Raw genomic sequence first — 22,020 nt, 5'->3', positions numbered from 1 at the left:
TCCTCCACTTAATGCTCTGTTTTTCGATCAGTTAAAATGTCTAGGGCATGAGGTAGAATCGGCAATACATAGGTCAAATTTTCATTTACACCTTTAGGATTTCCCGGCAAATTGATGATCAAGGTTTTTCCTCGTTGTACAGCAACCCCACGGCTCAGCATAGCAAATGGTGTTTTTTGAATACTAGACATGCGCATTCCTTCACTAATACCCGGAATCGTTTTTTCTGCTACACTTAAGGTTGCTTCCGGTGTAATATCACGAACACCTAAGCCAGTTCCTCCAGTCGTTAAAATCAAATCACACACGTCACACCACTCAATGAATAAATTTTTTAAAGTAGCTATATCATCCGACAAAATGGTTTGTCTGACCACCTCAAATTTATCAGCGATCAGTTGCTTTATGAGCTGACCTGACTCATCTTCCCGAAGACCTTGATAGCCTTTATCGCTCAATGTAATGATTCCTACTTTATACAACTTCAAGTCTATCTCCTTTTTTAATATGACCTGCTTCAACAACAACAGCGAAAATGCCTTCTCTAGGCATGATACAATCACCTACGCGCGCATAAATCTGGCAATGCTTATGGCATTCCTTTCCAATCTGAGTGACCACCAAGGCTGCTTCACCGATCCGAATTTGACTACCTACAGGTAATAAACGTAAATCAATTCCTGATACAATAATATTTTCACCAAAAGCACCATTCCCGACACGCGCTCCTCGTTCATTAAACTCTGTGATTTTCTCAAAGGACAATAAACTGACCTGACGATGCCAGTTGCCACCATGAGCGTCATTTTCTAATCCAAACCCTTTTACTAAGTCAACTTCTGCAATCTCTTTTTTCTGGGTACCCCGCCGTTCACTGATATTGATTCCGATAATTTCTCCGACTGCCATAATCCTTTACCCTCCAATTTGTGACATTAACCGAGAATCACCCTGACTCTCAAGAAAATGATGTTTCTCAGGCTTTTTCTGAATCGCTGAAAAAACTTGTGCGCATAATAATTCTTTATTTTTTGTCTGTAAGGCTTCTTTCAGTTCACATCCATCATCCATATGTAGACAGGTTTTCAAACAACCATCAGCTGTGATACGAATTCGATCACACTCTGCACAAAAGCAATGCCCTAAGGCACTGATAAAGCCAATTTTCCCTTTAAATTCTGTTAAAGAAAAATAACTTGCAGGACCATTACCTAATGATTGCTCAAAAGAATGTAGTTCACCATAAGTTGTCTGTAACACCGACATGATCTCTTCTTGAGTTTTACCTGGGCAGCCTTTTCCCAATCCAATCGGCATCAATTCGATAAAACGCACATGAATTGCATCAGCTTTAGCAAGAGAAGCGATTTCACAGATTTCTTCATCAGTCAGTTCTCCTCTGGCGACAGTGTTGACTTTAATATTAGGCAAACCCACTTCTATTGCTTTTTTTAAACCAGCCAGTACTCTTTTCAACTCACCTACTCTGGTAATCTCATGAAATTCATCTGGATCAAGCGTATCGATACTGATGTTAATTCCATCTAATTTAGCCTCTTTTAACGCACTAGCATACCTTACCAGTTGAATACCGTTCGTTGTTAACGTTACTTTTTCAATCCCTTTGATTGTTTTGATTGCTTTGATCAACGCAACAGTATCTGGTCTAGTCAGTGGTTCGCCACCAGTGATTTTCACTTTTTTGATACCTTGTTCGGCCAGATTCCTGAGTAAAAAAAGAATTTCATCAAAGCTTAACATTTCTGTTTTTTTGAGAAAACACATACCTGTAGCCGGCATACAATAGGTACAACGAAGATCGCAACGATCCGTCACAGATAATCGAACATAATCAATTTCACGATTAAAAGAATCCTTCATTTTAGTTGTGCTCCTTTTGCCTTTTTATTCATCAGTCACATGACTTTTAGAGATAAAGTGTCCACTTTTCCCACCGGATTTTTCGACTAAACAAACATTTGTGATCATCATTTCGCGATCAAGAGCCTTACACATATCATAAACCGTTAGTAACGCAATATTTGCTCCCATCAATGCTTCCATCTCCACCCCTGTTTGACCAACAGTTTTTGTTACACAGTGGACCGTTAAAATTTGATCTGTTTTCCAGTTGAATACTACTTCACACTTGCTCAAGGCTAAGACATGACAAAGTGGAATCAATTCAAACGTTTTCTTGGCTGCCATGATTCCAGCCACTCTTGCCACTTGGAGGACTTCACCTTTTTTTATTGTTTGATGTTTAATACCATCGGCCACTTCTTTGTTCATATGGATTTCTCCATAAGCGGTCGCTATTCTTATACTAGATTCCTTTTCAGAAACATCCACCATACGTGCATTTCCTTGTTCATTTACGTGGGTAAATTTCAAAGGTTCCTTCATTTAAACACCCCTTAAAACGCTTTCATTTTCAGTTTGTTAACTACGTAACATTCTCTTTAGCTTAAGTTTATCACTATAGCTAAAAAAAAACAATCTGATATAAATAATTTTTTTTAGAAACGAAAAAATGAAAATACTGTGAAACAAAAGTGAGTTTTCCTTTTGTTTCACAGCATTTAATAGAGCTGAGACCCTCAGATAGAAGCAACTAATACTTCTTTAAAATTTCCAATAATAAACCATTACGTAATCGCCCTCTTTCAACTCCTTTTTAGCAGGTTGATCGATCAGGCAGTTTGTTTCAAGTGTATTATGGAAAACAGACGAAAAATGTAGTTTTGAGACTAGAGAAACTACACCATCTTCCTCATATGCCCGAATAAAACGACGAATTCCTGATGGCTTTAATGTCTCCATTAATTGAACTTCACGTTTCTCTAAGTTTAATTCTGGGCACTTCATAAAATGAGCCAACGTCGACCAATAAAATAAATGAAGATTGACCACAGAAGCAAATGGATTTCCTGACAAACTTAAAATAACTCGTTCCTTGTATAGGCTTGCCATCACAGGCGTGCCTGGTTTCATATTTACAAAGTGGAACAGTTGCTCTCCTTTCAGTTGCTGGATCACTTGAGGAACATAATCTTTTTCTCCAACAGATACGCCGCCTGTTGTGATCAACAAATCGACTTCTTCTATTTTTTCATGGATAAAACGAGAAATTTCAGCAATATTATCTGAACAATGCTTTTTGAAAATAACTTGGCTACCGCTTGATTGGATAAAAGCCGCCAATGTATACAAATTACTGTCATAAATTTTCCCAGAGGTTAGTGGTGTTCCTAAAGAAACCAACTCACTACCTGTGGCTAAGATGCCAATTTTCATTGGCTCTAAAACAGGAATTTCCTTGATTCCTTGCGCAGCTAAGATGCCAACAGCCCGGCTATTGATCAATTGATATTGGGAAATGATTTTCTGATCCCTCTGGACATCTTCACCGACAATACCATAATTGTCGAAAGCTTTGATTGCTCGGTAGAGCTTGACTTCGGTGTCACCATAGTCCGTCCATTCTTGTTTGATAACTGCATCATAGCCCGCTGGGATCGGTGCACCTGTCATGATTTTCACTGCAGATTTTGGCCTTTTTACGAAATCATATTCTGAATCCCCTGCAAAAATTGAATTCATGACCGTTAAGCAAACTGGTTGCTCGAAACTAGCTCCTTGTGTTTCCGAAGCCACGACTGCATAACCATCCATTCCAGCTCTTGGGAAATGAGGAACAGCTATTTTTGCTTGAATATCTTCGGCACAAACCCGACCTACAGCCTCTAAAATAGGAACAAGTTCTACTTTTTTTTGCTGGGCGGATACTTGTTGAATTTTGGCTATCGCTTCTTCGACTTCAATCATTCGATCAACTCCATTTACTTAACAGGTGCAATATCAACTGCACACACCTTGTATTCAGGAATAATCGCAATATCATCAAATGCAGCATTGGTCAGCTCATTTACATTCCCATCAGGAAAATGGAAGGTCATAAATACTTCTTGAGGAAAGACGCGATTGCCTACAGCAGCATACGTTTCAATCCTTCCACGCCTAGATTTGACTACAACTTTGTCCCCTTCTTCAATACCTAAACGCATCGCATCTACTGTGTTGATTTCAATATAAGAACGATTAGCGATTTGATTGATGCCTTCTGTTCGTCCTGTCATTGCCCTAGTATTGTAATGATAGAGCATTCTACCCGTAGACATTAAATAAGGATAGCTTTCATCCGGCAATTCTCTCGATTTCTTATACGGGATCGCCATAAACAAGCCTTTACCGCGAGTAAACTCACCAACATGCATGATTGGTGTCCCAGGGTCTTCCTGATTGCGACATGGCCACTGCAAACCGCCTGTTTCTTCCAATCGGTCGTAGTTGATCCCACCAAAAGTTGGCGTCACGCTGGCAATTTCATCCATGATCTCTTTGGCTGACTCATAATGACATGGATAGCCAAGACGCGTCATGACATCACAGAAAATATCAAAGTCTTCTCTAGCCTCACCTTTTGGCTCAACAGCTTTTCGTACTCGCTGAACACGTCTTTCAGTATTGGTAAAGGTTCCGTCTTTTTCAGCATAACTGATTCCTGGTAACACGACATCTGCATAAGCTGCTGTCTCGGTCATAAACAATTCTTGGACAACAAAAAATTCTAGATTTTCTAATGCTTTACGTACATGATTCGTATCTGGATCTGTTACAATCGGATCTTCTCCAAAAATATACAGGCCTTTGATCTTCCCTTCTGTTGCCGCAGGTAAGACTTGTGTGGAGGTCATGCCAACTTTTTTATTTAGTGTAACACCCCAAGCGTCTTCAAACTTCTTCATTGCATCTGGATTGGCGACTTTTTGATATCCAGGGAAATCATAAGGCATGCAGCCCATATCACAAGCCCCTTGTACATTATTTTGACCACGTAGCGGATTGACACCGCAGCCAGGCTTACCGATTTTTCCAACAAGCATAGCTAGATTAGACATACTCATAACGCCTTCGGTCCCTGTAGAATGCTCTGTTACGCCTAGACAATAGATAATTGGTGCTTTTTCTGCCTTGGCATACATTCTTGCTGCTTTGATCAACTCGTCGGCTTTAATGTGACAAATTTCGGCAACTTTTTCTGGTGTGTATTCTGCTACTAATTGTTCCAGCGCTCCAAATCCTTCAGTTTTTTCTTCAATAAACGTTCGATCTGCTAAACCTTCTTTTAAAATCACATGCATCATGCCATTTGCAAAAGCGACATTTGTGCCGGCTTGGATCTGCAGATGAAGTTCACTATTTTTCACTAAGTCGATTTTACGTGGATCAACGACAATGACTTTGGTTCCCCGTTGCATGGCTTGGCGAATTTGTGATCCGATCACAGGATGAGCTTCTTCTGGATTAGAGCCAACTAATAAAATGACTTCAACATCTGTCGTAATATCTGAGATGGGATTAGTCATCGCCCCTGATCCTAAAGTATGCGCCAACCCATGTACAGATGCAGAATGACAAACACGAGCACAGTTATCTACATTATTGGTTCCAACAGCTGCTCGCATCATTTTTTGGAAAACATAATTATCTTCGTTGATCGAGCGTGAACAGGAAAAACCAGCTAAGGAATCAGGACCATGATCGATTTTCAATTGATTAAATTTCTCTGCCACTAAGGTCAATGCTTCATCCCAAGTCGCAGGTTCAAAAATACCATTTCGTTTAATCAATGGTTCAGTCAAACGGTCACCTGAACCAACAAATTTGTAGGATGCAAATTTACCTTTAACGCATAAAAGATTTTTATTGGCGGCACCATTGATCGGCTCTACCCCAACTAATTTATTGCCTTTAACCACAAGATTCATTTGGCAACCTGTTCCGCAATGAGGACAGGTTGTTGGGATTTTTTTCGTCTCCCATTCTCGATATGTTTTATGATCTTTACTGACTAAGGCACCTGTTGGACAGGCAGAGACGCAATTTCCGCAAGACTCACACAGCGATTGATCAAAATTCGCTCCATAACTTGGTGTCATTTTCGTATCAAAGCCGCGTTTAGAAATACTGATCACATCTCGTCCTTGGCGCAATTGGCAGACCTTAGAACAACGTCTACACATGACACACTTTTCTGGATCATAATCAAAAAAGGGATTGCTCGTATCTTCTTGATGACAAGGCATACGTTTTCCGTCAGTAAAACTGGTATCATCAATACCGTAATCCAAACAATAATCCTGTAGCTTACAATCACCATTTTTACCACAAGAGAAGCATTCTAATTTATGGTTACTCAATAAAAGATCCAGCACGAAGCGGCGAGAGTCATTGACTCTAGGTGATGCTGTATGAACCACCATTCCTTCTTGACAATGTGCCGTACAAGCTGTCGTCAAACCACCTTTTCGTCCACCTTCGACTTCAATCGTACACATCCGGCATGATCCATCCGGCGCCAGTTCTTTTAGATGGCAAAGTGTTGGAATATCAATGTTTAACATTGTGGCAGCTTCTAATACTGTCGTTCCTTTTGGTACAGTGACCGACTGATCATCGATCGACATTGTCACCGTTGCAGTTTTTATTTTTGTTTCCATCTTACCAAAGCCCCCCTTTTACTGGTGCTACCGCCTCACGGATACCTGCTTCAAATTCCTCTGGAAAATAAGTTAAGCCACTTTTCATTGGATTGGCCACAGATTGACCTAACCCACAAGCGGAGAGATTGGTCACATGCTGCAACATTTTTTCTAGCCGCTCAATATCGCCTACAACAGCTGTTTGAGTATTGAATTTTGTCAAAAGTTCTAAAATCCGTGTTGTTCCTAAACGGCACGGGGTACATTTACCACAAGATTCATGTGCAAAAAATGCGGCTACATTGACTAAATAATCAACAATACTTACCTGATCATCCATCACAACGATCGCCCCGGAACCAATTGACAAATCCTTATCCCATAATCCTTCATAAGAATAAATACAGTCATCCAAATTTTGAACGGCTCCAATTGGTCCAGATTGTCCACCAAAATGAATAAACTTTAAGGGCCGACCTGTAGATGAGCCGCCGCCATATTCTTTTGAATAAAGAATTTCTTGTAAAGGTGTCCCAAGATTGACTTCGTACAATCCGCGATTTTTAATATGACCAGATAAACAAATCAATTTCGTACCGCCACCATCCTCAGTTCCCAAATCACGATATGCCTGACCACCTTCTCGTAAAATAACAGGTATTCCTGCAAATGATTCAACATTATTTACTAAGGTCGGCTGCAAGTATAACCCGACATCCGCCAAATGCGGCGGCTTTACTCTAGGTCTGCCTGTTTTCCCTTCGATCGAATTTAGAAGTGCTGAATTCTCACCACAAACATAGGCACCCGCACCTGAAATAATCGTGATTTTATAATCAAACCCTTGAATGCCTAGAATATTTTTGCCTAAAAAGCCTGCCTGTTCAGCATTATCTAATGCTTCTTGAAAAATTTTCTGAATTCGTCGATATTCACCACGCATGTAAATATAGCCAGCTTTAGCAGAAAAAAGATAGCCAGCAATCACCATTCCTTCAATTACGCTCAACGGATCATGTTCCAACAAAGCTTTGTCTTTAAAAGTGCCTGGTTCGCCTTCATCTGCATTACAAACGATATATTTTGTAGCCCCTTTAGCTCCATACAAATGCCGCCATTTTTTGCCTAAAGGAAAAGCTGCTCCGCCTCGTCCTCTTAAATGTGCTAAGTCCAGTTCATCTAAAATAGCTTCTTTCTCCATTTCGATTGCATTTAATAAACCAGAAAAACCATCATATTTCCGATATTCTGTTACATCAGTTGCCTGTTTCATTTGCGTTGTACGTTTCAATAAGACTGATTGATTACGTTCGATCATCTTTTTTCCTCCTATAGCTCTTGATAACATCCGTTCTGGAGGTCATCGATCAATTGATAAACCTTTGCTTCTGTCAGATCACCAAATACTGTATCTTTGATTTTGATTACTGGACCTTGATCACACGCACCAATGCAAGGAATACTATGATACATAAACAGTCCGTCCGGTGTCGGCTGGTCTGCTGGTACTTCCAAGATTGTTTCTAACAATTCAGATAACATCCGACCTCCGGTATATAAACAGGGCGTACTATTACAAATTTTCAACACATATTTTGCCTGTGGCTCTGTCTTCAAAATGGCGTAAAAGCTTAAGATTTCATATACGCGAGCTTGCGATAAATGTAGCCGATCTGCTACCAATTTAGCTGTTTCTTCATCTATATACCCTTCTTCGGAATCGTATTGAATGGCAATCAGTATATTTAATATGCGCTGAGGATCTGAATCATTTGCTAAAATGATGGCCTCTTTCTCTGATAAACTCAATGAACTCATACTTCTTTTCTCTCCTATCCTGCATTTTTTTCCAAAAGACAAATGCCCTCTTTCTTTTTTGTCAAAGAAAAAGTCTCTGGTAATTCGGGTCTATCTAAAATAATATCTGCCTGATCGATTACTTTTGCAGCTGTTTTTTTGATCCCTTTTTGGTTATCCATCATAATAAATAAACCTGGTTTGACTACTTCACGAATTGAATTTGACTCACAAATGATTATGGTATCTCTTGGAACAAGCTGAAGAAAAGTTAAAAAACCTTCTAGCAGATGATCATGGAATACTTTTAGCAAAAAGACTTTCTTACAACCTGCTTTTAGTAGTTGCATCGTATCCTTTGATCCACTACAATTTTTTTCCTCAGTCAGCTCGTAGCCTTCATCAATACTTGTACAAATCCCGCAACCCGTTTCTCCTCGCTGACATTTACCGCGGGCACCGCTGATCGTAATAACTTTTAAACCATAGATAGAAAAACGTCGACAATTTGCAGCAATCAGCTGTTTTGCAATCGTTGTTTTACCACTATTACGTCCTGTAGAACCAATTTGGATCATATCAAGAAGTTCAATATTTTTCATACGTTCCCTCCGGCTCACGCATTTCTTGCTTCTCGCTGTTCAGATACATCAATGGTACCGCCAAAAACAAACTACCACCGACTGCATTCCCTAAAAACACAAACAACGTATTGAGCAAATAATCGGACCATAAAATTTCACTGGCATTTGAAAAAATAGCTGCTGGTATAATAAATGCATTTGCGACTACATGCTGAAAACCACACACCACAAAAACCATCACTGGAAACCACAGACCAAACATTTTGCCAAGATAACTTTTACCCATAGCACCAAGATAAACCGCCAAACAGACGAAAATGTTACAGCCGATCCCTGAAATAAATGCTACCAGGGGCGAATCTCCAATCTTTGCCTGAGCAACTGACAATGTCTTTTCCAAAAAAGCTCCCTCTGTCAATCCAACAATATGCCCAAAAAAGTAAGCGACCATCATCCCACCCAAACAGTTGGTAAACAAAACAATCAACCAATTGGAAAGCAACTGTTGTCCACTGATCTTTTTTTGTAAAACACCGAGCGTCATCACCATCATATTCCCTGTGGCAAGTTCCCCACCAACAAAAGTAAGCGCTACCAATCCAATTGGAAATAAACACCCACCTAAAAATGTTGAAAAACCACCCCAGCTTTTAGGTACTGTTCCTGAGATTCGAATAAATGCTAAGTACCCCAATGCGATAAAAGAACCTGCCATGATTCCTAAAATACTCAGTCGAAAAAAGGATAACTTACTTTTAGCTACAGCCTTATCCCCTAAACTTGTGACCACTTCCAAGCTACTATCAAAATCCATTTCAAACTCCTTTCTTCGATCTTATTTTTATTGATTCCACCATACTAATTCCATTGGTGTATTGACATTTTTTAATATAAAAGAAGAATCCAGCGCCACTACTTTTACTAGCAACTGATCAAACTCTTTTCTAATTCGCCAGTCATTCGTAACTAGTTGCGGCTGTAAAACAGGCAGGCAAGTCGTACGATAAAAGGCAAATAAAGGCTCAAGGCGCTTATCTTGTTCACAAATAACCACATCATATGCTTCACAATAGTTCGCCATTCTTTGAATCAGCGTACTATTCAAGTTAGGGATATCACAAGCTAATAAAAAAAGATGCTGTGTTTTTACAGTTTCCAATGCTGTGACCAAACCGCCAAGAGGCCCTTTTTCTGAATAATGATCTTCTAAAATTTCTACTTGTGAGAAAATTGCTGGAAATTTACTTTGCTTGTTTGTCACCAATAAAACGTTTGAAAAAATTCTTTTAAGCTGAGCAACACTCCTCAGTAGCATATATTCCCCATCGACTTGTAATAATGACTTATCAAACCCCATCCGCGAACTTTTCCCACCACACAAAATAACCGCCGTACAATCAGCAACTTGATTTAAGATTATTACACCTCCCTGAATTTAAATCTAGTGTTCTAAAACAAGTTTTACTTATTCAACGTTAACTAAATTTTTATTATAGCTAAAAAATATTTTTTAGCTATAACTTTTATTCTATTATAAAACATCTATTCAACAAGTCAATTACTATTTTACTATTTCTTACTCTGAAGTGATTTATTCTTGTTATAATAAACAACTAAAAAGAAGCTTAACTCCGCTTTGCTACGGTCAATTTTCACATAAAATCAACTAGGCGAAAACTCTTCGTTATTTTATTTTAAAAATTTTGAAGAAAGTCACTGTTAGATGCGGTATACTAGTAATTAACACAAAAAGGAGGTTTATCAATGGAGTATAAAATGACAGAAAATACGGTTTTTCCATTAGTAGAAGTAGCATTAAAAACAGGGGAAAGCATTCAACTAGAAAGTGGTGCAATGGTTTACCACAATGGTGAAATCAATCTTGAAGGGAAAATGAACAGCAACGGAAAGTCTGGCTTCGGTGGTGCGATCCGTGCCTTAGGTCGTTCAATGTCAAGTGGGGAGAGCTTCTTTATCACAAAAGCATCTGGTCTAACCGATACTGCTAAAATGGCTTTAGCTCCGGCAACACCAGGAGCAATCAAAGAATTACAGGTTGGTGCAGAACATTGGCGTTTAAATACAGGTGCTTTTTTAGCTTGTGATGCCTCTGTTTCTTATAATATGAAACGTCAAAAGCTGAGCGGTGCGATTTTTGGCGGTACTGGTGGGCTATTCGTAATGGAAACAGCTGGTTCCGGCTCATTACTGATCAATAGCTATGGTGACATTATTGAGATTCACTTAGACGGAAGCAAACCGTTCGTTGTGGATAATCAACACGTTGTTGCCTGGTCTGAGACACTGGATTACAATATCAAAGTTGCCTCTGGGTTGTTTGGTTTTACTACAGGTGAAGGTGTTGTAAATGAATTCCACGGGACTGGAACGATTATGATCCAAACAAGAAATATTGAAGGCTTAGCTGGTTTGATCACTCCTTTTATTAGTACTGGTTCATAAATCAGATAGAATCACTTCAAAGCGACTTATCTTTGGATATAAATCCGAATAAATGCTGCTAGCGGAAGGAACTACAACACACCCTTTCGATCACATCAAATTCTAAGTCCTAAATCGCTAAGATTTGAAGACGTCCAAAATAAGCTTGAATTCACAACCATTTCCGTGAATTCAAGCTTATTTCTTGGAGTTAAACATTTCTGTCTTAACCTCTTTCATTTAAACGTTCTAAAAATCTTCAAATCCAGCAGCTTTTTCTTGTGAAAATAAATAATGTTTTTCTGCAATAATCTGATCAAAAAATAGTACTTCTGATACACCATAATACGGAACAACATACATACTAGCTAAACCGAAACTGAAAAACGTTGCAAACTGCCAGAAAACAAATGAATAAGAAAAAATCAAATATTCCAACTTGTATCCTTGCATCAACTCTTGGCTAAGCGCCATCGCAGCTTAGGTGTTAATTCAGGGTCTTTTTTCAATAAATAATTAGTCATGCCATACGACAACTGCTTGATAACACCTGGGATAACAAACAATAAGGACCATAAAAATGTATACAGTGTAACTAAAAGGTTGGCAATAACCGTTCGTTTCCCATTCTCTTTAATAAATGCACTGAAGATTGTTTTAAGACTAAACTTACGACCTTCCACATTATCAATTGCAGCCCATTGAACCATGCCGCGATATAAAATAGTAACTAACAATAAAAGAGTCCCAAATAAGAAAGCAAAAAAGCCACCAAAATTGGTTTCTACTGTTGTTGTCTGAGTATACGTAACCGTTCGTGTGGTATTTTTCAATGGTGATTTAACTAGTTTATGGGAAAGTGAATCCAAGTTTTCTCCGCCATACTTGTCTTCATCATAAGAATCATCATTGTAAAAACCATCATCATACCCTTCGTCATAGCCATCAAAATAACCATCATCATACCCCTTTTGATACTCATTATTAGGGAGGTTTGACTTTTCCGAATAGTCATCTTGCCAAGATTTATAATCATTTGATTGATCTGGAGCACTAGCTGGCGCTTGAAACAACACTATTACAAAAAAGAAATAGATAAATAAAACAGCACTTGGAATAATAGCAAGTAAACTCCAATTTCCATAATAGCCATGCAGATGGCTCTGGGCTTTCTTTTTCAACTCACTTCGAATCATTTTTTATTCTCCTTTAACCTTTGGATAGAGGTTACTATCTATTTTAATACACTTATAATTATACCTTGTAATCAATTACTACGGTCACTCAATTCCTTCGATCATTGTTAAAATTTATGAGAAATAATAATATAAATAAAAAACTCACTACGCTTTCGGTGAGTTTTCGTTTATCTATTTTGATTATTTCCAGCGAATTGGAATTTGACCTTCCCCAATGTAGGAAAAATTCGGTCCATTTTCTATGCGCCAACTAAATCCTAAGTACTTCTCATCACCTTTTAAATTATTCCACTCCAACCATTCATTGCTTTCGCTATCTGAAGAATAGTTCATTTTAGCACCATCAAATTGTTTTGATGATACGATAGGATCAAATAATTGATATGAGGTCGTACCTTTTTTCAAGGTGATCGTAGCCATTCTGCCACGGGCACTGATTTGGATATTCTTTAATTTATCTAGATTAGATAAAGCAGAAATATCCGTTGGTAGTGCTTGTGTATATTCTTGACTCCCTTGTTCTTCATTATTTTCATGGCCATCAAACAACAGGCGGATTTCTTCTAAGTCTTTTAAATTTTTAAAGCTATTTAAGGTTAATTGATTGTTTGCTTCCAACATGACACGCTTCAATTTTTTTAACTTTCCAAGTTCTCTAAAGCTGTTAAAATTCCCACCTTCACCTTGAATTTGCTCTAACGCTGTCATTTCTTCAAGACCGGTAAGAGAAGAATATTCTTCAAAATCGGCATCAAAGTGCGTTATGTTTTTGATATCTATTTTTTTTAATAAACCATAATTGTCAAATAACGTTTTTCTTTCGAGAAACTCTTCTTCGTCTGACTCAGCTAACGTTTTCGATAAACGATCAAATTCATCATCAGAAAGCAATCCCTTCTCATGATTCTCCATCAATTGATCCATTTCAGCTCTGTAACGATCAGAATGAAGAGCATCTATATCTGAAAACAATTCTTGTCTTATTCCATATTCATTAAAATAAGTATATGGCGACTCATACATTGCTTCTACTTCTTCAGATGGACCAATCGACAAACCCAAGCTTAGCGCCAATACAACCATTGACGATTTTACTGATTTTTTCATTATTCGCTCTCCTTTGATAAAAAAACTATCTATACAAAGATAGATAGTTTTATATTATCGAAAAATATAAGATACGTCTATGTTTATTTACAAATTGATCATAATAATTAGGTGAAAAACGATTATTACTGGATATTATGGGAAGTTTTTAGTGTGTCTCACTCTAAACAGAGTGAGACTAATCAGCAACAAGCTATCTTAGCTAGTAATGGTGAATTTCAATCCACTCACTCTAAACAGAGTGAGACCCTAAAGGTGAAAACTTGTTCGTACGTGCTACTTTATTTCAATCCACTCACTCTAAACAGAGTGAGACCTCTGCTCTTTGAAAACAGGCATGATATTCCTTATTTCAATCCACTCACTCTAAACAGAGTGAGACGGTAGCCGCGCTAACAAAAGAGCTAACGCTCAAATTTCAATCCACTCACTCTAAACAGAGTGAGACAAACTCCCACTGGGCCGCACCACTATCACTAATCATTTCAATCCACTCACTCTAAACAGAGTGAGACGGTAGCGATAACATAGTAACCTTAGTTTCCACTTATTTCAATCCACTCACTCTAAACAGAGTGAGACGTTTGGTAATAAAATCCAAGCTGCCTAATGCTGAATTTCAATCCACTCACTCTAAACAGAGCGAGACCAGATGCTCTTAAAGGTAAAACATGGAGCGTTAAAATTTCAATCCACTCACTCTAAACAGAGTGAGACAAAACCCCGACACCTTTTGCGATGTCGAGGATAATTTCAATCCACTCACTCTAAACAGAGTGAGACAACAAGTTTGTTCCTGTGCTTCATACTTTTAGCAGATTTCAATCCACTCACTCTAAACAGAGTGAGACTCGTGTTTTTTTGGGTAAACGTCACTTTCAGAAAAATTTCAATCCACTCACTCTAAACAGAGTGAGACAAATATTATAAACTTTTTGGCTATGAATTTAACATTTCAATCCACTCACTCTAAACAGAGTGAGACCAGCTTTTCAGTTGCTAAACGATTACAAGTTCGACATTTCAATCCACTCACTCTAAACAGAGTGAGACAATTCTTTAGCTATTCGACTAGGTAAATTGATAAATTTCAATCCACTCACTCTAAACAGAGTGAGACTACATAAACTCATACTATTTATATCTGATAATCCTATTTCAATCCACTCACTCTAAACAGAGTGAGACTTTGGTGGCGGAACGCAAAGTTTGTCTCTAGCTGATTTCAATCCACTCACTCTAAACAGAGTGAGACACCTAGTCGTAGATACGTGTAATGTTCATATCCATATTTCAATCCACTCACTCTAAACAGAGTGAGACCTAGGTATTAAAATAGGCGAAGGTCAATCTGAAAATATTTCAATCCACTCACTCTAAACAGAGTGAGACTGTGAAAATACAGTATTCCTCTACTAAAATACAATAATCCCACCTAAAATAACGTCATAAAATGTGAAAATAATGATAAAAGTCATTAAAAGTATGTCTTTATTCATCAAAAACTGGTGCGAGTCCCTCAGTGATTTCATGTGCACTTAGGGTTCGCACCACATTATTTTCCGTCACTACTCCCTAAATATTCCTGAACAGGTTCAATTATAATAATAGCATAATTCAACTCTTTTCAGAACAAAATTAATTACTTTTAGTAAACAAAAATCCATTATACAAAAAAATAGAGCTAAGATATAACTTTTCGAGTTACATCTCAGCCCCATAAATTTCAAATAAACAACCTCTGATAAAAAAATAACTATTACCTGAAAGTTACTCTGGATATTGTTTTAATAAATCCATATATTCCGGGTATTCATGTAAATTATTTTTAAGATGCTTTTTGTTAGAGTTTAAGAAACTATGCCGCTTGATTGCAAAATAAATCCAAATACCGATCCCTCCTAAAAAAAGTAGGGCAAAAAATGGGCCTGTAGCATCAGGAAGAACATTAAACATATTGATCAAGAAAAATAGCGCACTAGCTAACAGACCATAGCGGCCTTTTGTCTTCAGCTTTTTTTCAACCGTTGAATCTTCTTGGCTCAACGGTCTGCTGCCATTCATTTCAATTTTTTCTTTTTTAGCTGCTGTGACAATTACAATATAATCGATTCCTTCGTATTTATACATGATTTTCCAAAAAGGGACGTATGTGTATTTGGATGTTAAATCGTAAGAGAACTTTGTAATTTTTGCATTTCTATTTTTATCACCTGGCAAAATGCCAAGCATTGTTTTCTCGGCTTCTTCCTTAGCAAAATCACGGATCGAGCGTAGAACTTCTGATACTCTATCAGATGAAATCTTCAATTGCCGAGTACCTGCCGTATAATGTTCATCAAAAGGCTTTACATCTTTTACAAAAGCCAGATGACTCACACTTTTAGCAAATTCTGCCTCTGGGCCTGTCAATTCATTATTGATTAGATAGCTCTTAAACGCTGTCCCTGTAAAAATATCACTAGAATGATTCCAGTCGACAACTGTTCGTGTTTTTGTCACTGGTTCAGAATATTTATTGCCTTTTTTATCCTCTTTCGTCACATATTCCGTATAGCTTTCAGAACGATTATAGCCAATATCGGCGCCCCATGCTCCTTCATAGGCAACACTTGCCCCCATATATGGAATAAAAACTTGCTCAAGTTGAAGATTCGTGATTTTTCCTAAGATATCCAAAGGAACATTCTCCCCTTTGATCAACCACTCAAAAAATCGTTTCTTCGCTAGCCCTTCTGGTACTTGAAACGGAATCAAATTATCTGGCTCAAACGTTAGATTATCAAATTCTTTTTCAGCCTTTGTTGTAAATGTTGAATGACAAAAATCACAAGCAAACTGTTGCTTCTCAATATTAAATGTTACTGGTGAACCGCAATTTGGGCACAATTCCACATTTTTATTTTTTTCATCGATCGTTGTTTGAACGATATCTTGTGATGTCCCACAATGAGGACAATGTTTTACATTTAAATCAGTGATTGCTCCCCCACAAGTTGAACACTGATTTTGAACTAATGAATCTCCCAACCTATTTCCCTCCAAAACTAAAATTTTTCCATCATTATTATCTCATTGTTTTGATAGAAGGTAAATGGGAAAAAAGATTATCCATAATCAAACAATGAAAGGATTGAAATGGAGGATTGAAAAAATTCACAACGATTATTATTGGCATATTATTACAACGGTGGGCAGAAGCAACTCTTCAAACAATTAAAGCGTTCTACCCCCGGATATTTTTCACCTAAAGAATCGATTTCAAAACCGTACTTCTTATAAAAACCAACCGCATCATTATCTGTTTCAGCAACTAGTTCGAACGGCTCATATGTTTTTTCTATATACGCGATCATGCGACTTCCAATTTGCTTACACCGGTATGCTTCTTTCGTTGCTAAATGTGTGATCTCTATTACGTTATTCTTTAATATTTTAATACCGATACATCCTACTAAAACATCGTTATGGTAATTTAAATACAACACCCTATTGCTCACGTTTAAATAGTTTTCCAGTTCACTGACAACCTTACTACTTGTTGTCGCCTGACTGAGCAATTCTTTAATATCTGTATCGATTATAGTAAGTTTTTTCATATAATCAGGCTCCTTTCGACGAACTATACTTGCTTGTTTAATATAAAAATAACTTATCAAACAACAAAATACTAGCCCTATCGAAATTTTTATAGCCTAATTATCTATAACTACTCCATTTTCCTTTGTTGCTTCTTAACTCCGATTTTATCCCTCTTGGTAAAGCCATTGCATTATCTCGATCTGAGCTGTGCCATTTTCTGCAAATACTTCAATAAAACGGCTCTCCTCCATTGGAAAAATCCGACTAGAAAAGACTGCCTCTCCATCGTTTACAAAAATTTCTATCGACGATTGATCTAGAAAAACAGTTAATTGAATCGTTGATTGATTATACGTCATTTTTCTGACTGTACCATAATCAGTCGCCACAGCTTTTCCTGAACAGCTACGATCTAAGCAAAAAACTTGGTCCTGCTTATTCAATAGACACACTGTTTCTTCTCCTGCGCCAACTCTAAAGGCAACTCCCGCTTGCGCTGCATCTTCTAAAGTAAGTGTGATCCGATATTCTCCCGGCTCAGAAAAGATCGTGGTCAAACGCTCTCGCCCATGTATTACTGCAATTTTTTCTTGCTTTTCTCTCGTTCGTTTTTGCTTCAATTCACGGATTGGATTTTGCTGGATTCGTCCATTTTTGATAGATAATTCTCTTGGTATCGTCAAACAATTTGCCCAACCATCCGCATCAGATGGATACGTCGTATCTGGCAGCCCCATCCAACCAATCAAAATTTGACGACCATCAGGAGCCTGTGTTGTTTGCGGTGCATAAAAATCAAACCCTTTGTCTAATTCTTGAAACTTTTGCGTATCAAAAAATCCTGCCTGCTCATCCAATTTGCCAATAAAAACGCCTGAATGATAAATATTTTGAAACTCATTCCCTTTGGCTTTCAAGCCCTGTGGTGAAAGTAAGAGCACCTCTTGACCTTGAAGCGAAAAGAAATCTGGACATTCCCACATAAAGCCAAACGACGCATGATTGGTTTTTAGTTCTTGTTTAAATTGCCATTTTTTTAAATCTTCTGACGTATATAGCAATAAACACCCTTCTAAAGACTCTCTTTGCCCGCCCACCAGCATATAATAGTGATCCCCTTTTTTAAAAACTTTAGGGTCTCTAAAATTATGTGTATAATTTTTAGGTGGCTCGCTAATGATCGGTTGCGGTAATTTTTCTATTTTGCCATCGCTTGAAAGAATAGCTAAACACTGAGAAGACCGCCGTTGCCAAGTTTCATCTCGATGATTCCCAGTATAAAATAAATAAAGTTGTTCGTTTTCTACTATTCCAGTTCCAGAAAAGATGCCATGTGATTCATACACGTACTCTGGTGTTAAAGCAACGCCTTCGTCTTTCCAATCAACCAAGTCAGAACTCGTCAAATGATACCAATGTTTCATTCCATGAACCGCGCCAAAAGGAAACCATTGATAAAATAGATGAAACTTTCCATTATAATAACAAAATCCATTTGGGTCATTAAGTAAACCATACTTAGGCTGGATATGATATCTTTGCCGCCAAATGCTAGTTGCTACTTTAGCTTCTAAGTGGAATAACTCTCCATCCTCAGCCTCTGTTATCACCCGATAGCGCTGCTCATTTGTCCAGCTCATTGTTTCTCTCCTAGATATTCATCTTCTAGCATCATCACTTCTTTTGGCACACCGAATAGATACGTCAAGACAAATGCCAAAATAAAGATACAAATCCCAACCACAATATAAGTTACCAATTGATAAGAACTATAAATATACATCAATGGCGACAAAATAACAGCTAAACCATATGAATTCGCTTGCACATTCAGCAATGATAAAATAGCCCCGCCTAATGCCGAACAGCCTAACATAATGCCTAATGGTTTCATCCCATAACGAATCGTGATCCCAAATAAAGCTGGCTCACTTACACCTAGCAGCTGTGTCACCCCTGCACTTGTTCCGATTACTTTCACATTCTTATCTTTGGCCTTGACACTAACTGCAAAACTCACTGCGGCATTGGCAAATCCATACATCGCACAAAGCGTGATCAACGGATTAAAACCAGTTGTTGCCAATAAACTGGTTTCGATCATAATGAAAAGATGATGCATTCCCGTCATAACTGCTAACGGATATAAGAAACCAATCAGCAAACCACCAATCCCAAATGGTAATTTGATCAGACCTGTAATCAAGTAGACCAAGCCATTTTCTACAAAGTGTAAGATTGGTCCTAAAACTAACAACCCCGTCAACATCATCACTAAAATAACCACAAAGGGCGTAAACATCAAATCCAAAGAATTTGGCATTTTTCTACGTAGGACTTTCTCTAATTTTGCACCTAAAAGTCCAATTACTAATGCAGTCAAAACACTTCCTTGATACCCAACAATCGGAATAAATCCAAAAGCCATCAACGGTTCAACCCCACTATTGATATCTGCTACAGAATAAGCATTCGGCAACATAGGGGATACTAACATCAGCCCGATCACAAAACCTATGATCGGTGTGCCGCCAAACTTCTTAAAAGCCGACCAACAAATAAGCGCTGGTAAAAAAGCAAAGACCGTATCTGTCAACACACTCAAAAGAACCAAAACAAACTCAGGGATTTTATCTGTTGAGGTCCCAAAAAACTCTAGGACACTTTCATTTAAAAAGACACCTTTCAACCCTAAAAATAGCCCTGTTGCCACGATTCCTGGAATAATTGGAACAAAAATATCAGAAAGCGTACGAATCGCATGTTTAATTGGATTACTTGGCTTTTTCATTTCTTCTAAAGACGTCTCTTTTTCCAATAATTCGTGATTATTTTGAACCAGTGAATCATAGACTTTATTAACGATACCAGTCCCTAGAATAATTTGATATTGACCAGCATTGAAGAAAACTCCCTTTACTTGATCAATCTTCTCGATTTTTTTATCATCGATTGCTTCTCGGTCTTTTACTTCTAAACGCAAACGTGTAGCACAGTGGGTAATTCCCGTAATATTTTCTTCCCCCACCACGTTTATGATCTCTTCCCCAATTTGTTTGTAATTAATTGCCATTGTCACTCACCTCATTTATTTTTTTAAGCAAAACACTTTGATAAGGATGAAGCGTTAATTTATTCGCTTCCAAGACTAGCTCATCATGGGAATTTAAAAGTAAGTCATTGGTTCCTATTTCTAAGAGAATTAATTCCTCAGTATCACTTAAATTGGTATAAGAATAGACATCTGTATGTTTTAAACTACGTTTGTACGCAATTACATTCTCTGGCACATTCTCTAAGAAAACAATTGTCCCATGGGTTAAAACCTCACTTACGTTTCCACTTTGTCTCAGTTCGATCATTTGTTTATAATGATCCAGCACTGGATTTTGTAGCGTATTTCTCGTTGGAAATTCTTTTGTCATCGCTAACCATGGCGTTGTATTTGAAAAACCACCATACTGACTATCATCCCAAGGAAATGGCGTGCGGGTATTATCTCGGCTCCGCTGATTGACAAACGCCATCGCTTCATCTGACGTAAAGCCTTCTTGAATTGAGCGATAGTAATTATCGATACTTGAAATATCATTGAATTGATCGATCGTTTTACGTTCCGCATTTTGCATCCCTAATTCTTGCGCTTGGTAAATAAATGGTGTTCCGCGTAAAAAGAAATAGAGCATAGCTAATGCTTTCGCTGCTTCGTCCGTTCGAAAATCTGGCTTGATAAATTTAGAAACTGCTCGTGGTTGATCGTGGTTTTCAATAAAATTAGCACCCCAACCATTGGCTTGCAGCACTTCTTGTGAGCGTTTCAATTTCTCTTTGAATTCTTTGGTCGTCCAATTCGTTCGTTTAAACCAATCAGAACCAGATTCAACATCGATATCTGAATAATTAAAATCAAAAATCATTGAAAAATACCCATCGTCACCAATAAAATCACCATATTCCTCATAAGGGACACCCGGCGCCTCACCAACGGTCACACAATTATATTTTTCAAACGTTTCCTTTTTCAATTCATTTAAAAACACTTCGATTCCCGGTCGGTTTCGCGTTTTACTTTTACATGAAGCTAAACCATCTACACCATCAGCTGGTAAGCTAGAAAAATCTTGATCTTTTTTGATAAAGGTAATTGAATCGATCCGAAAACCAGCGATCCCTTTGTCTAACCAACGGTTGATCATCCCATATAATTCTTGACGTAACGCTGGATTCTCCCAGTTTAAATCAGGTTGTTTTTTATCAAAGGCGTGGAAATAATACATATCTTCATCTGGAAGCTTTTCCCAAACGGAACCACCAAAAATCGAGCGCCAGTTATTTGGTTCAGTTTTTCCTTCTTTAAAAATATAATACTCTCGATAAGGACTTTCTTTGTCTTTTAATGCTGCTTGGAACCAAGGATGTTCATCTGAGGTATGATTGATGACTAAATCTAAAATTACTTTGATTCCTAATCTAGTGGCATCATTTAGTAATTGATCAAAGTCAGCCATCGTACCAAATTCAGGATTGATTCCTTCAAAATCAGAAATATCATAACCATTATCTACCATAGGCGAAGTAAAAATCGGACAAATCCAAATCGTCGTGATCCCTAGTTCTTTAAAATAAGATAGCTTTTCTCGAATGCCTTGAATATCCCCAATTCCATCATTATTTGAATCCTTAAAACTTTTAGGATAGATCTGATAAATCACTTCTTTTTCCCACCATTTTTTGTCCTTGTTTTCTATACTCACTATTTAATCA

20 protein-coding genes and 1 CRISPR repeat array are annotated in these 22,020 nt (G+C 37.8%); of the genes, 1 reads left to right on the top strand and 19 read right to left on the bottom strand.

The features are described 5' to 3' along the window. Nucleotides 1-8 precede the first annotated feature (8 nt). The 11 genes from V192_RS0113070 to mobA all read right to left on the bottom strand — a co-directional run bounded on the left by V192_RS0113070 (nt 9) and on the right by mobA (nt 10,307). Nucleotides 9-482 carry a MogA/MoaB family molybdenum cofactor biosynthesis protein gene (locus tag V192_RS0113070; protein WP_025872432.1) on the bottom strand — a complete coding sequence of 158 codons (474 nt, stop codon included), beginning with the start codon at nt 480-482 and terminating at the stop codon, nt 9-11. Then, nucleotides 475-909 carry an MOSC domain-containing protein gene (locus tag V192_RS0113065; protein WP_025872429.1) on the bottom strand — a complete coding sequence of 145 codons (435 nt, stop codon included), beginning with the start codon at nt 907-909 and terminating at the stop codon, nt 475-477. The genes V192_RS0113070 and V192_RS0113065 overlap by 8 nt, the downstream gene beginning before the upstream one ends. A gap of 6 nt (nt 910-915) precedes the next feature. After that, nucleotides 916-1,881 carry a GTP 3',8-cyclase MoaA gene (gene moaA, locus V192_RS0113060; protein ID WP_035011380.1) on the bottom strand — a complete coding sequence of 322 codons (966 nt, stop codon included), beginning with the start codon at nt 1,879-1,881 and terminating at the stop codon, nt 916-918. Nucleotides 1,882-1,905: 24 nt separating this feature from the next. Further along, entirely contained in the window at nt 1,906-2,406 is a 501-nt protein-coding gene (moaC, locus tag V192_RS0113055) for a cyclic pyranopterin monophosphate synthase MoaC (protein WP_025872425.1), read from the bottom strand. A gap of 219 nt (nt 2,407-2,625) precedes the next feature. After that, nucleotides 2,626-3,828 carry a molybdopterin molybdotransferase MoeA gene (locus V192_RS0113050; protein WP_025872423.1) on the bottom strand — a complete coding sequence of 401 codons (1,203 nt, stop codon included), beginning with the start codon at nt 3,826-3,828 and terminating at the stop codon, nt 2,626-2,628. Nucleotides 3,829-3,842: 14 nt separating this feature from the next. Continuing rightward, nucleotides 3,843-6,563 (bottom strand): formate dehydrogenase subunit alpha, encoded by a 2,721-nt coding sequence (gene fdhF, locus V192_RS0113045; RefSeq protein ID WP_025872421.1) that lies wholly within the window; start codon nt 6,561-6,563, stop codon nt 3,843-3,845. Between the two features lies 1 nt (nt 6,564). Then, on the bottom strand, nt 6,565-7,863 hold the full coding sequence (locus V192_RS0113040) for a complex I 51 kDa subunit family protein (protein ID WP_025872419.1): 1,299 nt from the start codon (nt 7,861-7,863) through the stop codon (nt 6,565-6,567). 11 nt (nt 7,864-7,874) lie between these two features. Further along, on the bottom strand, nt 7,875-8,363 hold the full coding sequence (locus V192_RS0113035) for an NADH-quinone oxidoreductase subunit NuoE family protein (protein ID WP_025872417.1): 489 nt from the start codon (nt 8,361-8,363) through the stop codon (nt 7,875-7,877). 14 nt (nt 8,364-8,377) lie between these two features. Further along, nucleotides 8,378-8,944 (bottom strand): hypothetical protein, encoded by a 567-nt coding sequence (locus V192_RS0113030; protein WP_025872415.1) that lies wholly within the window; start codon nt 8,942-8,944, stop codon nt 8,378-8,380. Next, nucleotides 8,931-9,740 carry a formate/nitrite transporter family protein gene (locus V192_RS0113025; protein ID WP_025872413.1) on the bottom strand — a complete coding sequence of 270 codons (810 nt, stop codon included), beginning with the start codon at nt 9,738-9,740 and terminating at the stop codon, nt 8,931-8,933. The genes V192_RS0113030 and V192_RS0113025 overlap by 14 nt, the downstream gene beginning before the upstream one ends. Before the next feature lie 27 nt (nt 9,741-9,767). Continuing rightward, nucleotides 9,768-10,307, bottom strand: a complete 540-nt coding sequence (gene mobA / locus V192_RS0113020) for a molybdenum cofactor guanylyltransferase (protein WP_275574541.1) — start codon at nt 10,305-10,307, stop codon at nt 9,768-9,770. 383 nt (nt 10,308-10,690) lie between these two features. Between mobA and V192_RS0113015 the strand changes: the two genes are divergently transcribed. Next, complete coding sequence (locus V192_RS0113015) at nt 10,691-11,389, top strand: TIGR00266 family protein (protein ID WP_025872409.1); 699 nt, start codon at nt 10,691-10,693, stop codon at nt 11,387-11,389. A gap of 228 nt (nt 11,390-11,617) precedes the next feature. On the opposite strand, the gene V192_RS22305 is transcribed toward V192_RS0113015, so the two are convergent. The 8 genes from V192_RS22305 to V192_RS0112980 form a co-directional block, all read right to left on the bottom strand. Then, complete coding sequence (locus tag V192_RS22305) at nt 11,618-11,806, bottom strand: hypothetical protein (RefSeq protein ID WP_239644682.1); 189 nt, start codon at nt 11,804-11,806, stop codon at nt 11,618-11,620. A 14-nt stretch (nt 11,807-11,820) separates the two neighbouring features. Beyond that, nucleotides 11,821-12,564, bottom strand: coding sequence for a DUF975 family protein (locus tag V192_RS20200; RefSeq protein ID WP_239644681.1), 744 nt, complete (start codon nt 12,562-12,564; stop codon nt 11,821-11,823). A gap of 183 nt (nt 12,565-12,747) precedes the next feature. After that, nucleotides 12,748-13,674, bottom strand: coding sequence for a hypothetical protein (locus V192_RS0113005; RefSeq protein ID WP_025872407.1), 927 nt, complete (start codon nt 13,672-13,674; stop codon nt 12,748-12,750). 215 nt (nt 13,675-13,889) lie between these two features. Then, nucleotides 13,890-15,066: direct repeats of the CRISPR family, unit length 33 nt; unit sequence ATTTCAATCCACTCACTCTAAACAGAGTGAGAC. Between the two features lie 378 nt (nt 15,067-15,444). Then, nucleotides 15,445-16,704, bottom strand: a complete 1,260-nt coding sequence (locus V192_RS0113000) for a zinc ribbon domain-containing protein (protein ID WP_025872405.1) — start codon at nt 16,702-16,704, stop codon at nt 15,445-15,447. 152 nt (nt 16,705-16,856) lie between these two features. Next, nucleotides 16,857-17,273 carry a GNAT family N-acetyltransferase gene (locus V192_RS0112995; RefSeq protein ID WP_025872403.1) on the bottom strand — a complete coding sequence of 139 codons (417 nt, stop codon included), beginning with the start codon at nt 17,271-17,273 and terminating at the stop codon, nt 16,857-16,859. Nucleotides 17,274-17,420: 147 nt separating this feature from the next. Further along, a complete protein-coding gene (locus tag V192_RS0112990) occupies nt 17,421-18,896 on the bottom strand; it encodes a glycoside hydrolase family 32 protein (RefSeq protein ID WP_025872401.1) in 1,476 nt (491 codons plus the stop codon). Continuing rightward, the gene (locus V192_RS0112985) at nt 18,893-20,329 is read right to left on the bottom strand and encodes a PTS transporter subunit EIIC (protein WP_025872399.1); all 1,437 of its coding nucleotides are present in this window, start codon (nt 20,327-20,329) and stop codon (nt 18,893-18,895) included. Before V192_RS0112985 ends, V192_RS0112990 begins: the two co-directional genes overlap by 4 nt. Continuing rightward, nucleotides 20,319-22,010, bottom strand: coding sequence for an alpha-glucosidase (locus V192_RS0112980; protein WP_025872397.1), 1,692 nt, complete (start codon nt 22,008-22,010; stop codon nt 20,319-20,321). The genes V192_RS0112985 and V192_RS0112980 overlap by 11 nt, the downstream gene beginning before the upstream one ends. Nucleotides 22,011-22,020 lie beyond the last annotated feature (10 nt).

It is taken from the genome of Enterococcus crotali, assembly GCF_000633635.1.
GTDB lineage: Bacteria > Bacillota > Bacilli > Lactobacillales > Enterococcaceae > Enterococcus_L > Enterococcus_L crotali.
The sequence above is the reverse complement of the archived record's forward strand: the minus strand, read 5'-3'. Positions and strand labels throughout refer to the sequence as shown.